This window comes from Tardiphaga sp. 813_E8_N1_3, from assembly GCF_051811025.1.
Lineage (GTDB): Bacteria > Pseudomonadota > Alphaproteobacteria > Rhizobiales > Xanthobacteraceae > Tardiphaga.
Genome location: NZ_JBPWQE010000001.1, coordinates 5,565,082 through 5,579,419, shown reverse-complemented (window position 1 = coordinate 5,579,419; position 14,338 = coordinate 5,565,082). Strand labels below are relative to the sequence as shown.

Here is a 14,338-nt window from a genome sequence, read left to right as displayed (position 1 = left end):
CAGAAGATTCGCGCGCTGGAATGATGCATCCAACCTATGAACGCCCCCTTGCCGGGTCAAGGTTGGTCACGCCGAGATGATGGCGGCCAGCTCCGCGTCCAGCGCAGCACCGGAAATCTCCATCATTTCAAGCGTTTCCGTCCAGAGCAGGGCGGCGCGGATCGGTCGGTCTGGGTATAACTTGGCGAGCACGCCGCGATACAGCGCCAACTGCCGGATATAGGCCTTGGGCGCCTCGATCAGTCTGCGCGGCGGGTTGTGGTTGGTCTTGTAGTCGACGATCCGGATCTCGATCTTGGTCAGAACCAGCCGGTCGATCTGGCCCGAGACGAGCACGGGCGATCCGTCCTTCCGCGTCAATCGTCCGGCCACCGCCACCTCCGCGCGACTGCCGGGGGCGAACAGCTCGGCCAGGCGCGGATCGCCGATCAGCGACAGCACTTGCGTGGCGAGCGCCACGCGGTCGAGATCGGTCCAGTCGCTGGCGTTGCGGGCGAGGAAGTTCAGTCCGGTCTCGCGGCGTTTCTCGGCGGTGATGTCGGGCAGCGATTGCAACAGGCGATGCACGAGGTTGCCGCGCTGCAAGGCCAGTTGGCGCAGCCGCTCGGATTCGCCCGAGCGTTGTCCGCGGCCGTCGTCATCGTCGTCGGCATCCGATGGGCGCAACAGGCTTTCGCGGCGCGGCTGGTCGCCGACCTTGTGGCGCATCCAGGCCGGCAGCACGATCGGCGCACCCGTTGCGACAGGTGCCGTCGCACCAAGCGCCGGTGTCACGTCTTCCACCCGCGTATAGCGTTTCACCACGCCGTCCGACGGCGGCACGCTCTGCATCTGCAGCCCGGAATTCTCCAGGCCCTTCTGGATCAGGTCGTACCAGGACAGCGGCCGCACCTCGTTGCGATTGCCGGGCATGCAGCCGCCGACAATCAGGCGATCGGCGGCGCGCGTCATCGCCACATAGAGCAGCCGGCGATACTCGTCTTCGGTATCGCGGATCATGTCGGCGCGCGCCGCCGCGACTGCTGGCGGATCGTCCGCCTTCTTGCCGGCCCAGACCACGACGCCCGGGCTGTTCGGTGCGGCGTTGCCCTGCGGGAGATGAATCAAATTGAGCCGCTGCGAATCCGCCGGCGACGACGTGGTATCGACCATGAACACGACAGGCGCTTCCAGGCCCTTGGCGCCGTGCACGGTCATCACGCGGACTTCGTCGCGCGTGATCTCCATATCGCGCTTCACTTCCGTGTCGGCCGCGCGCAGCCAGGCGACGAAGCCCTGCAGCGAGGCCGGTGCCTTGCGCTCATAGCCCAGTGCGAGTTCGAGAAATTCGTCGAGCGCGTCATTGGCCTCATGGCCGAGCCGGCGCAGGATACGCGCGCGGCCATGGTCGCCGCCGAGCAGCCAGGCGTAGAACGCGAAAGGCGTCTCGCTGGCGAAGCGTTTCTCGCAGGCGATGAGCCGCTTCAGCGCACCGGAAAGCTTGTCGTCGCCGGCTGCCTGTTTGCCGAGCGCATCGCGCAGCGATCCCGTACGCTCATAGGCCAGCTTGAACAGGTCGTCGTCGTCGAGTCCGAATAGCGGGCTCTTCAATGCGGTCGCCAGTGCCAGATCGTCCTGCGGCAGCAGCAGCGCGTCGGCCAGATTCATCAGGTCGATGATGGCGATATGTTCGGTGAGCTTGAGCCGGTCGGCGCCGGCGACGGGAATGCCCGCATGTTTCAGCGCCTGGATGATGGCATCGAACGCCTTGCCGCGGCGGCGCACCAGCACCAGCATGTCGCCATAGCGCAGCGCGCGGCGTTTGCCGATGGGGCCGGTCTCTGTCTTTGCCGCGATCAAGTCTTTGATCTCGGTCTGGACACGGCGGGCGAGCTTCACCTCCGGGCTGGTCTCCGAGCGCTTGTCGAATGGCGCCTGCCAGCCTTCGATACTGGGCCGGTCGTCCGGTTGCTCCAGCTCCCATAGATCGATAAGGCTGGGCCCAGCATCATCAAGTGTTTCATGAATGGGATAGCCGTTCTCCACGGCATGGATGCTGCGGAAGATCGCTTCCTCGCGAAACACGTGATCGACCGATTGCAGAATGGCCGAGCCCGAGCGGAACGAATGGCTGAACGCGACGGGATCGAACTTCATCCCGGCATCCTTGAACCGGCTCTGCAATGCCTTGCGGCGCAGATCGAATTCGCGTGGCGCCGCGCCCTGGAACGAAAAGATCGACTGTTTCTCGTCGCCAACGGCAAAAATCGTTCGCTTGAGCCCGTCGCGCGCGCCTTCGCCGGAGGTGAATTCCGAGATCAGATGGGTGATGATGTCCCATTGCCGCGGGCTCGTGTCCTGCGCCTCGTCGATCAGCACGTGATCGACGCCGCGGTCGAGCTTGAAATGCACCCAGCTCGACGACACCCGGTCGAGCATTTCCAGCGTGCGCGCGATCAGGTCGTCGTAATCCAGGAGGCCGCGCTCGTTCTTCTCGCGCCGATAGTTCTCCGCGACCTGGCTGGCGATCACCAGCAGCGACTGGGTGCGTTCGCGCATCGCGACGGCGCGCCGACGCTCCAGCAGTGGGATCACGCGGTCGCCTTCACGTTGCAGGGCGGCGAGAAGATCCGGCCGGCTGTCGGCGATCTTCTTGGTGGCCAGCGATTTGCGTAAGCTCTGATCCTTGGTCAGGAACAGTTCGAGATATTTTTCGACCTGCTCGGTGCCCGACAGCGCCAGAGCTTCGCGCAGCCGCGCTGCCTGATCGTTGTCGGTCTTGCTGCCGGTCTCGAAGATTTCGGCGGCGGGAATCCAGCGCTCGCGCGGCAGATGCGGCCCGTCGATAATCTCCAGCTCGACGCTCTCTCTGGTATCGCCGGCTGTCACGCCCAGGATTGCCGACAGCTGCGCCATCGCGGCGTCGGTCGAGCCGGCACGCTCGATCCAGGCCAGGAACTGATCGCGGGACAGACTCGCCTCGCGCACCACGTCGCGGAACGTCACGTCGGAGGCCGAGGTCATGGCCGTTGTCAACGCGCGGCCTTCTGCGCTGTCAGGCGCCGCCGCCGCGTGCAGCAGCACCTGCAGGCTGGCGCGCTCCATCATCTCGTTCTGGTCGCGGTCGTCGAGCACGCTGAACCGCGCCGGCACGTTGGCCTCGAACGGAAACTGCTGCAGCAGCCGCGTGCAGAGTGCGTGGATGGTCTGAACTTTCAGGCCGCCCGGCGTTTCCAGTGCGCTGGCGAACAATTCTCGCGCCCGCGAGCGCAGTCTGCTGTTCGACGCGGGAACGCCGGCATTTTTGATTTCCGCGTCGAGGGCGGCGTCATCCAGCGTGACCCAATGGCCGAGCCGCGTGAACACGCGCTCCGCCATATTCGCCGCTGCGGCCTTGGTGAAGGTGACGCAGAGAATCTTCTCCGGTGGCACGCCGTCGAGCAGCAGCCGGATGACGCGATTGACCAGCACATAGGTCTTGCCGGAACCGGCATTGGCCGAGACGAATACGGAGGAGGCGGGATCTGATGCGAGCTGCTGCTTGGTGCTTGCTGCAGGCGGGATATTGCGCGGGCCGCTCATGACTCGCCTCCTCCAGAGCCACCATTGGCCGACCACTCCTTGATCCGCGCCAGATCGTCATAGCTGCCATAGCGGTTCGACCACATGGACAGGCTCAGCGACGTATAGGCGGTGGCCTCGTCCTCGAAGCTGCGGATCAGTGCTTCCAGCTTGGCGCGCGCCTCGATAGCGGCGTCGTCGGGCAATTGCGCCTCGTCCTTGCGCTCAATCTTCAGTTCGAGCGACCGCTCTTCGCCCGGCGGATTGTTGCCGCTGAGCCGAACATAGACCAGTTCGCTGACGGACGATCCCGCGGCAATGCCGGCAAATCCACCCTCGCGCAGGATTGCGGCTTCCAGCGTGAGCTGCGGCGACAGGCCCATGCGCACCTGCTTGCCGGTGGGCGGTTGGCCGGTCTTGTAGTCGAGCAGCACGAAAGTGCGGTCGCTGCGATGTTCGATGCGGTCGGCCCGCGCCGACAGATGAAAGACGCGGCCGTGATCGAGTGGGATCGCGATCTCGCCGCGCACTTCCGCATCGATGCTGGCGACATTGATACGGCGATCGATTTCCCATGCGCCGAACCACGATGCGATGCGCAGGAAGCGCGGCCACCACAAAGCGCGCGCTTCCGGCCGCGTCATCAGGGGCGCAAAATGTGTTTGTCCGATCCGGCGCAGCTCGCGGGCGGGATCGTCGGGCAGCGCCTTGCTGTATTCCATCGTGAAGTCGCCGAGCGACGCATGGATTGCCGAGCCCCGGTCGGCCGCCGAGAGCGCCATGTCGACGGGATCGAGTGGCGCGAGGCCCAGAATATATTTCGCGTAGATCGTATACGGATCGCGCAGCCAGTCCTCGATGGCCGTGACCGAGAGCCGCAGCGGGCGCGCAGCACGTGGCGGCCGTGGTTCGGGTTGCGCGATCGGCGTGACCTGCTCAGGGCGATCGAGCTCTTCGGCATAGCGGACGTAATGTTCGCCCGCGGCCAGTGCCGCCTCCCAGCGTGTCTCGCCAGCAACGGCTTCGAGCCGGTGCAGGAAGCGCGAGGCGACGGCCGGCGCGCCACCGACTTTCGCAGCGTGGCTGAGGATGACGTCCTCCGTGCCGAGCAGCTGCACGAAGTCATGCGCGGTGAGGCCGATGCGCCGCTCCGGCAGATCGAGGCCGAGCTGATGGCGCATCGGACGGCTCAGCCATGGATCGATCCGCGGCGAGGGCGGCCAGATGCCTTCGACGAGACCGCCGAGGATCACGCAGTCCGATTGCGTCAGTCGTGCTTCGAGCTGGCCATAGATGCGCAAGTTGGCATTGGCGACTTCCGGGCGGCGCACGATACGGTCCGCGAAGGCGGTCTGAAACACATCGGGATAATCGTGGAGCTGCATCATCAGCCCGCTCGGGCGGAGCTTATCCTCGCCGCCGTCTTCGGCTGGCTCCTTCACCAGCAGATCCTCAAAAGCTTTACTCAGCGCTACACCGCCTGTGCGTCCCAATAGCGCGACGTGCTTGTCCTTGCTTTCACAAGACAGCAGCTTGATAGCCTCAAGATGACGTTGGGCGACGTCAGCGAAATCGATTGGCCTGATCGGATGGATGCTTTCCAGCGGCGCCAGCGCCGTGCGCAGTCCTGAAATCAGTTCCTCGGCGCGGTCGAGGCGATCGTCATTGAGCTTCGTGCGTGGCTCCGCGCGATGCAGCATCGATGCTTCACGGCGGCGAAGCTTGCCGAGTTCGTCGCGGAACCGCGCGAAGTCCTGCGCCAGTCCCGCCGTGCCCGGCGTCGGCCGCGTGCCGCGCAGCAACGCCAGCTCAAGCGTCTCGATGGCATCTGTCCAGGCATTCGGCGCGGCGCCCAGACGAAATAGCGGATGTTTCAGCAGCGCCAGCAATGTTGCGGGCTCAAGCTGCTCCGCTGCGGCCTCGGCGATCAGGCGCGCGAAGACGCCCGCCGAGGTTTCCGTCAATGCGTCGCCACCGGAATCGTCGAAGGTCAGATTCCAGCGCCCGAGCGCGGCCATCACCCGGCGCGCCAGCGCGCGGTCGGGCGTCACCAATGCCGCGGATTTCTTCAGCTCATGGGCCTCGCGCATCGCAATCGCGATGGCCAGCGCTTCCATTTCCGGATTGGCGGCGGCGATCACAGCGAGGTTCTGCATGCCGGCCGCGATTTTCTGTTCGACGGCCGGCTGTGCCAGTCGCGTGTGCCATTGCGCCGTGGCATTGGACGGCCGCATCGCTTCCGAGGCTAAGAGTTCGCGCCCCTGCGGCGACGGCGTGCCGAGCATCATCACATCGCGGCGCGTGATGCCAAAGCGTTCCAGCAGTGCATGCAGCGCGAATTGTGGATGGTTCGATGCCGAGGATTCGGTTCGGCCAAGTGCATCCATGGTACCGCCGATGAGATTCCACGCGGTGTCGTCCAGGTCGGTGTCGAGGCCGGGGAGGATGACAGCACCCTGCGGCAGTTGCGCGACTTCGCGCAGGAATTTTGCCGTGGTCGGCATCGAGCCCGTCGAGCCGGCCGCAATGATCGGCCCGCCTTTGTGCGCCTTCAGGCGCGCGGCCTCTGCATCGATCAGCAGATCGCGGCGCACCGCAGGCTCGATCGCAGTGTGTGCGGCGAGGATGTCCGGCCATACGTTCCTGGCGATGCTCAGAAACTGCAGCGTGAGTTGCCAGTACTGATCGAGCGCATCGGGCACCAGCCCGTCCAGCGCGCTCCAGTCGACCTTGCGCGTCGCCATGTCGTCCATCAGCCGCGCCAGATCGTCGGCCAGCGCGAGCGTCGAGGCAGGGCCGCCGACCACGAGCGGTGTCTGGCCGGGGTCGCCGGGCGCGAGTTGCTTCGCCCATGCGGCGATCAGTTGCGCCAGCAGCAGGCGACGCTGCAATCCGTCAAGCGCGGGCGGTGCATCCAGCCTTTCCAGCGCGTCGGGCGATGCCGCCTGTGCAAAGGCCAGTTCCTCCTCGTCGACATCGCCGAGCGGAACGATACGCGGCAGCAGCACGGCATCGGTGCCGAGCACGTCGAGGAATATCTCCTGGGCCATACGGCCGGCGCGGCGTGTCGGCAGATACAGGGTGACTTCAGCAAGCTTCTCTGGCGCTTTACGCGCAGAGAATCCCTCGACGAGATCACCGTCGACAAGCGCGGTGATCAGCGTGCGCAGAAACGGCGCGGAAGATGGGATATTGAAAACGCGCATGAACACCCTGATTCGTGATCAGGGTGCATCATGGCATGGCTGGAAAGGCGACGGGAGTCGCAGGAAATTCAGGCGACGCTGGCGAGGAATGCGTCTTCCGCGGCGCGCACGGCGTCGGGCGTGCCGACATGCATCCAGACGCCTTCCATGCGCAGCCCGAACAGGCGCTCCTGCTCGTTGGCCTTGTCGAACAGTTTGGTGAGTGAGAATTCACCCGACGGCGCATCCTTGAATAGTGCGGGCGACAGGATCGCAACGCCGGCATAGACGAACGGCACCACCTGGTTTTCCTTGCGACGACGCAGCGCACCATCGGTGAGCATCGCGTAGTCGCCGGAGCCGGCATAGCCGATGCTGTTGGCCGTCGGCGCCATCAGCAGCAGGATATCCATGCGCGCGGGATCGAAGGCCTCCGCAAGCCGCGCGAGATTCGGCTGCACGCCGTCGATCCACATCGTGTCGGCATTGAGATGATAGAACGGCTCGGAGCCAAGCAGCGGCAGGGCCTTCACCACGGCGCCACCGGTGCCGAGCACCTGATCGCGCTCGTCGGAAATGATGATCTTCGGTTTGGTGCGCGCTGCGACATGATCGATGATCTGGTCAGGCAGGTAATGCACATTAACTACGGCTTCGGTCACGCCCGCAGCGGCGAGCTTGTCGAGCACGTGATCCAGCAGCGGCTGTCCTGCGACGGGGACCAGCGGCTTCGGCAGATTGTCGGTGAGCGGTCGCATGCGCAGGCCGAGGCCGGCGGCGAGAACCATTGCTCTGGTGGGTTTTACAGACATGGCGACATTGGCCTTGATGGAATCGTTCTTGAATTTTTGAGCTGAAATGATGGTAGCACGGCGGCGTGTCGCATGCATGAACCTATCGAGCCATAATCGGCCGAGATGACGCGGATGCGACAATTGCACCCGCCTACACAGTCACGTTTCTGCCTCCTGTGTCTCGGAACGTTTCGTCTTTTTCTTTTTATCGTTCGGTTTGAGAAAGTTCACACCAATCTGGTCGCCATTGACCCAGCCGAGTTCGCAGCGGCGATAGGCGAGGCCTGTGGATGAGAGCAGAAGGAAGAATTCTTTCAGGTTTAGTCCTTCGACAGAACCATCGACGGTGAGTTTGGCGCCGGTCTCGGAAATATCTTCCATGATGCAGGAGCGGCGCCAGGTGCCGTCGATGCCCATCATGTGCGCAGGAAATCCGCGCTCGAAAACGGCCCGATCTCCGGCACGCCGCTCCGTCATGACACGTCCCTTGTCCAGTACGCCAAGCCCCGCAGATGCAGGGCTCAAACGCAGGATAGTGCGCGTGCAGCTAATAAGTGGTTAAGGAAGTGTTAGAGCGTTTTCGAGCGAAGTGGATACCGGTTCGCGTCAAGAAAATGCGTCAATACAAAAGGCTCTAGACCTGCGGCGGTGGTACATGCGCCGCATACCACTGCTGGAACGGCGCCAGCGTCGGATGCGCCAGGGAGCGGTTGAGATAGGTCCAGATCCGCGGCTGGTGCTTGAGATAATGCGGCTTGCCGTCGCGGCGGTTGAGCCGCGCAAATGTGCCAAGCAGTCGCGTGTTTCGCTGCGCCGACATGATCGCATAGAGCTCGGCAAAAGCTGCGGCATCGAAAGCGGGATCGGCCGCGCGCCGCGCCTTGATGTAGCGCGTCAGCATGGTCAGCTCCAGATTCTCAGGCACATCGATACGCGCGTCCTGCAGCAGCGAGACGAGGTCATAGGCGGCGGGACCGAGCACCGTGTCCTGAAAGTCGATCACGCCGATCTTGTTGATGCCCTCGCGGGTGTCGAGCCAGATGATGTTCGGCGAATGGAAGTCGCGCAGCACCCAGGTTTTTGGCGCAGCGGCGGGCTTCGCCAGCAGCTCACGCCACATCGTGACAAATTCAGTGCGTGCATCGTCTGCAAGCGGTGCGTTGCGGTCCGGCAGATACCATTCCGGCATCAGGCCGATCTCGACCAGCAATGCGTCGGTGTCGAAGACGGGAATGGCATAGTCGACATGCGGCAACAGCGGCAGCGTCTCCGGCAGCGGTTTGCTGTGCAGCATGGCCAGCATGTCGGTCGCGACCTGATAGCGCTCGGCGATCGGCGCCGGCGGCTCGCCTTCGGTCACCGGCGCTGTGCCGAAATCCTCGGTGATGAGGAAACCCGCGTCGAGATCGGCGTGATGGATCGCCGGCGCGGAGATGCCCTGTGCGCGCAGACCGTTCGCAATGGCGACGAACGGCTTGACGTCTTCGGCCAGATGCACTGCTGCGCTGTAGGACTTGCCGTCATAGACCGGCGCACCATCCGACCGCTTCGGCGCATTCATCAGGATGAAGACGTCATCACCGCGGATCAGTCGCGCATAAGAGCGTGTCGAGGCATCGCCGGCCATGCGCTGGCGCGTGGCATCGAGATAGCGCGCCTCTTCTAGAAATTCGCGCAGTGCCTTGAGGCGCAGAACGATCGATGCGGCCTTGCCGTGACCGGTGATCTCCGCGGCGCGCGCCACGGAGCCCAGCGCGGGCCGATGACTGAGTGCGATATCGATACGATCCGGCGGCAGCGCGCCATCGGCGCGTTCCGGCCACTCGATCAGCGCCACAACGCCATCCGGCAGCGGCGACAAGCCGATCTCCTCGAGCTCACTCGCGTCGTTGATGCGATAGAGATCGGCGTGAACAAGCGGAAACGACGGAAGCTCGTAGCTTTGCGCCAGCGTGAAGGTCGGGCTCGGCACTTCGAGTTCGGGGTCGCTTGCGAGATAGCGGATCATCGCGCGTGCCGCGGCCGTCTTGCCGGCGCCGAGATCGCCCGAGAGCGTGATGACATCGCCGGGGCCGATCAGCAGAGCGAGGTCGGCCATCAATTGCGCAGTGGCCGTCTCATTTGCGAGCGCCAGCGAAAATTTGCAGGGCTCGTTTATGATGGGTTCGGTCATTCGGCGGCGTTGCGATGCGCGGTCTGGTCGATGGGGAAGTCGCAGGTGACGGTGGTGCCCTTGCCGACGGCGGAATCGACGCGGACCTTGCCGCCATGCAATTCGACGAAGGAGCGCACCAGCGACAGGCCGAGTCCAGCGCCGCGATGGCGCGAGCCGTTGGCGTGGCTCTCGAACCAGTCGAACACCTTGTCCTTCACTTCGGGCGGAATGCCGGGTCCGCGATCGGTCACTGCGAATGTGACCGTGTGCTCCGAGCGGCGCGCCGTCAGCGTGATCGCCGAATTCTGCGGTGCGAAGCCGACCGCATTGGCCAGCAGATTATATAGTACCTGCACCACGCGGCTTTCGTCGCCGGTGAAGCTGCCGATGGCGGGATCAGCTTCGATCTGCAGCGCGATGTGATCCTTCGCCAGTCGATCCTGAATGCCTTCGGCCGCTGCAGCGATGGTCTTGCGGATATCGATGGGACCGAGATTCAGCGTCATCGCGCCGGCATCGATAGTGGCAAGATCCAGAATGTTATTGATGATCGCCAGCAGCGCACCGGTCGAGGTGGTGATGTAATCGAGATATTCCGCCTGCTTCGGCATCAGCGGGCCGGTGACGGGATCGCTCAGCAGATGCGCGAAGCCGATGATCGTGGTCAGCGGCGAACGCAGCTCGTAGGAAACGTGGTGGACGAAGTCCACCTTCATCTGGTCCGCGGTCTCCAGCGCCTCGTTGCGCTCGCGCAGCGCGCGCTCGACATTCTCGGCGTCTGAAATGTCCTGGAAGGTCAGCATGGTCGCGCCGTCTGGCAACGGCATGGTCATGCAGGCCAGCACGCTGCCGTCCTTGCGCTCGAGCTTGAGCGGGACAGATTTGCGATTGTCGATCCCTGTGATGGCGCTGCGGATCGCCTGCCATGTCGGCGTGTCGTCGAACAGTGGCCGGCACCAGGTCTCGACCATCTCGATATGCGGCCGCTGCTCCAGCGCCTCGTCGGACAGTCGCCACATCTTGGCGAAAGCCGGATTGAACAGTTGCGCGCGGCCGTTGCTGCCGAACACGGCGACGGCTTCGGCGAGACTGTCGAGCGTCTCGCGCTGAACGCGGATCAGGCCATCGAAGCGCCGTGCCAGCTCGAGGCTCTCGGTCACATCATCGAACAGATAGGTGACGCCGCCTTCGGGATTCGGCGTGGTGACGATCGAGAGCGCGCGGCCATCCGGCAGATACCAGACATCTTTGGCTGCCTCGACGGCACGATAGGCCTCGTGCAGCTTGGTCTTCCAGGCACGGAAGTCGGGCTGCTCCGGCAGTTTGCGCGCGGCGCGCAGACGATCCAGCACGCTGGAATCGTCGGGATTGCTGTCGAGGAAGGTCCGATCGAGATCCCACAGCCGGCGATAGGCATCGTTGTAGAAGGTGAGGCGGCGCTGGCCGTCGAATACGGCAACGCCCGACGACAATTGATCGAGCGTGCGGCGATGCGCTTCGGCCATCCGCACCAAGGCGGCGCTGAGTGCGGCGGCCTCGCTGGCGTCGATGGCCATACCGGCGCTGCCGCTGGCGACTTTCGCTGCATGGACATCGAAAATGCGGCGTTCGCCTGAGATCACGATTGGCACGCGCGCGGCAAAGGGCTGGTTGTCGTTCAGCGCTCGCGCCAGATTGCTGCGGTCATCGCTATCCAGAAGTTCCAGATTACGACCGACCGCATCGCCCGTATCAGTCGCTTCGGTCGCACGCGCATAGGCGGCGTTGACGAAGCTCAATCCGCCATCAGCGCCCTTGGCCCAGATCGGCCATGGCGCGGCATTGGCGAAGCCGCGGAGAATTTCGGCTTCTTCCGCGAGATCCTTGTGACGCAGCGAGACTTCGGCGAGCTCACGCCGCAAACCGCTCAATTCGCGAATCCGGACAATGGCCTGGCCGCCGATGGCGCGGCCCATCGCCTCGATGGCGCGGCCGCTCGAGGTCGTCAGATTGAGCACAAAGCCTTCGCCGGCATCGAGCAGTGCGTCGACGGCGTGATCCATGCGCAGCGCGGGTTCCGGCGGCAGCCATGTTCCGAACGCGAGAATGCGCTGCGGCTGATGCTGCTGCGGGTCCTGCGACATCATCAGTGCGGTGTCGCCGGAGATATCGGGACGGGTTTCGCCCGCGGCCCAGGCGATCAGCACCTGCGGCTCGGTGAACAGCAACGCGCGAAAGCGGTCGGATTCAACCTGCAGCGTATGCAGCTCGGCGCGCAGCTTCGCCTCGGTCTTGGCCGAGCGAATGCGATTGTGCATCAACAGGATGGCGGAAACGACGGAGAAGCCGAGCACCGCTGTCGCTGTCGTCAGCGCGGCGATTTCCTGGCGATCGAGATCGAGCAGATTGGCGAGCGTTTGGCTGATGAAGGGTTCGTCGGCGGCCCACGCCGAGGAGGTGGCCAGAAGTGCAGACGCACTGATGCCGACAAGCCCGTCGCGCACTATAGAAGTGCACGACAGCAAGGTCCGACGCATCGCCGCGATCACGCCTGACATCATTTGCCCCAAACCGCACGTCTTCCCCGGCAGCCCCTCACCACCAGCGAATCGTTCGACAATATCCGCTTCGGGAGTCGCCGGGTAAGAGTCCAGACCGTGAACGCAGAGTCCCCGGTTAAATAATGCGGGTGCTTTTGATTCAAATGCTGCGCGATGTGACGAAATACGCGCTAGCGGCCGGTGGATCCGAAGCCGCCGTTGCCGCGTTCTGTTTCGCTAAGCGCCGCGGCCACCACGAGTTCCGCATGCGTGACCGGCGCGATCACCATCTGGGCGATTCGCTCGCCGCGTTTGATCGTGAAATCCCCGGGGCCGTGATTGATCAGCAGCACGCCGATCTCGCCGCGGTAATCGGCGTCGATGGTGCCCGGTGAATTCAGCACAGTGATGCCGTGCTTGGCGGCAAGGCCGGAGCGCGGGCGCACCTGCGCCTCATAGCCGGGTGGCAGCGCGATGGTCAGGGCGGTCGGCACCAGCGCATATTTGCCGCTGGCGAGAATCATCGGCTGGTCTTCCGGAACCGCGGCAAGCAGATCGAGGCCGGCGGCATGTGCGGTCTGATAGGCCGGCAGCGCAAGGCCTGCGCCATGCGGGAGCTGTTGGACGTCGACCTGAACGGGGATGGCAGCGCTCATGATTGGTCTTTCGTGGATTGCGTCGATTTATTTGATGTCACCGCGTCGGTGATTCGCGCGACCAGGGTCGTCGCGACCTGTTCCTTGCTCATCGGTGCCCACGAATCAACGGCGATATCGGTGCTGTCCTTGCTCCGTGTGAGCAGATGCACGGTGTTGTCGTCGCCGCCCATGATGCCGGTGGCGGGCGAGACGTCATTGGCAACGATCCAGTCGCAGCCCTTGCGCGCGATCTTGGCTTTGGCGTTGTCGATCAGGTGCTCGGTTTCGGCGGCGAAGCCGATCACCAGGGGAGGGCGATGCTCGGGGAGTTTCGAGATCGTCGCGAGAATGTCGGGATTTTCCGTGAGCTGCAGCGGTGCCATCGCAGCGCTGGCTGTCTTCTTCAGTTTCTGCGCACCTTCGTTGACCACGCGCCAGTCGGCCACGGCCGCCGCAAAGATTGCGATGTCGACCGGTAAGGCGGCCTGTACCGCGGCGAGCATGTCGCGCGCGGATTCGACATGAGTCATCGTCGCGCCCGGCACCTCGTCGAGATCGACCGGGCCCGAGACGAGAATGACCTCGGCGCCTGCAGCCCGTGCCGCAGCGGCGATCGCATAGCCCTGCTTGCCGGACGAGCGATTGGCAATGTAGCGCACGGGGTCGATCGGCTCGTGTGTCGGGCCTGCAGTGATCAGCACGCGCTTGCCGGCCAGTGGCTTCGGCGCCGGTGGCCGCAGGAAGGTGTGAGCGGCAATCGCGATCTCGGTCGGCTCCGCCATGCGGCCGACGCCGGCTTCGTTGCGTTCCGCCATCTCGCCGGCATTCGGTCCGATCATCCTCACGCCGTCACGCTGCAATTGCGCAACATTGCGGCGCGTTGCTGCGTTGTTCCACATCAGCGGATTCATCGCCGGCGCGATCAGGATCGGTTTGTCGGCCGCGAGCAGAATCGCCGAGGCGAGATCATCCGCGTGACCATTGGCCATCTTCGCCATCAGATCCGCGGTCGCCGGCGCGACGACGATGAGATCGCATTCGCGCGCGAGGCGAATATGCCCAGCATCGAATTCGCTCTGCGGGTCGAACAGGTCGGTGTAAGCGCGCTCGTTGGACAGTGCGCTGGCGGCCAGCGGCGTGACGAATTGCTGCGCGGCGCGGGTCAGCACCACGCGGACATGGATGCCGCGCTCCTTCATCCGGCGGATCAGATCGAGTGCTTTATAAGCTGCGATTCCGCCGCCGATGATCAGCGTGACGCGGAGCTGATCACCGCTATTTTTCAAGGGCTTGTATGGGTTTTCGGGGTTTGGCGTGCCTTGCGGAAATCTTGCGTCAGTCTTGAGGCCGTCTTGCGACGCCTCGCGCAAAATGACCCGCACCTCGTCCTCAACCGACCGTCCGTTGCGGGCAGCACGCAGCCGCAATTCATCGCGAATGGCGTCGTCGAGCTTGCGGATAGTCAGGCTGGCCATGAGGCGTCTCGCGCTATTTTGACAGCAACGCT

At 64.1% G+C, this 14,338-nt stretch carries 8 protein-coding genes; all 8 read right to left on the bottom strand.

The genetic code is table 11. The annotated features are described in order from the left end of the window. Window positions 1-66: 66 nt before the first annotated feature. The 8 genes from addA to coaBC all read right to left on the bottom strand — a co-directional run bounded on the left by addA (window position 67) and on the right by coaBC (window position 14,306). A complete protein-coding gene (gene addA, locus AB8A33_RS26340) occupies window positions 67-3,561 on the bottom strand; it encodes a double-strand break repair helicase AddA (protein ID WP_439095482.1) in 3,495 nt (1,164 codons plus the stop codon). Beyond that, window positions 3,558-6,746, bottom strand: coding sequence for a double-strand break repair protein AddB (gene addB, locus AB8A33_RS26335; protein WP_439095481.1), 3,189 nt, complete (start codon window positions 6,744-6,746; stop codon window positions 3,558-3,560). The genes addA and addB overlap by 4 nt, the downstream gene beginning before the upstream one ends. 68 nt (window positions 6,747-6,814) lie before the next feature. Then, window positions 6,815-7,537, bottom strand: a complete 723-nt coding sequence (locus AB8A33_RS26330) for a nucleotidyltransferase family protein (protein ID WP_439096069.1) — start codon at window positions 7,535-7,537, stop codon at window positions 6,815-6,817. Between the two features lie 141 nt (window positions 7,538-7,678). Beyond that, window positions 7,679-7,996, bottom strand: coding sequence for a PilZ domain-containing protein (locus AB8A33_RS26325; protein WP_439095480.1), 318 nt, complete (start codon window positions 7,994-7,996; stop codon window positions 7,679-7,681). 157 nt (window positions 7,997-8,153) lie between these two features. Further along, on the bottom strand, window positions 8,154-9,692 hold the full coding sequence (gene tsaE / locus AB8A33_RS26320; protein WP_439095479.1) for a tRNA (adenosine(37)-N6)-threonylcarbamoyltransferase complex ATPase subunit type 1 TsaE: 1,539 nt from the start codon (window positions 9,690-9,692) through the stop codon (window positions 8,154-8,156). Next, window positions 9,689-12,211 (bottom strand): ATP-binding protein, encoded by a 2,523-nt coding sequence (locus AB8A33_RS26315; protein WP_439095478.1) that lies wholly within the window; start codon window positions 12,209-12,211, stop codon window positions 9,689-9,691. The genes tsaE and AB8A33_RS26315 overlap by 4 nt, the downstream gene beginning before the upstream one ends. Window positions 12,212-12,384: 173 nt before the next feature. Beyond that, entirely contained in the window at window positions 12,385-12,849 is a 465-nt protein-coding gene (dut, locus tag AB8A33_RS26310; protein WP_439095477.1) for a dUTP diphosphatase, read from the bottom strand. Continuing rightward, window positions 12,846-14,306, bottom strand: a complete 1,461-nt coding sequence (coaBC, locus tag AB8A33_RS26305; protein ID WP_439095476.1) for a bifunctional phosphopantothenoylcysteine decarboxylase/phosphopantothenate--cysteine ligase CoaBC — start codon at window positions 14,304-14,306, stop codon at window positions 12,846-12,848. The genes dut and coaBC overlap by 4 nt, the downstream gene beginning before the upstream one ends. Window positions 14,307-14,338: the final 32 nt, after the last annotated feature.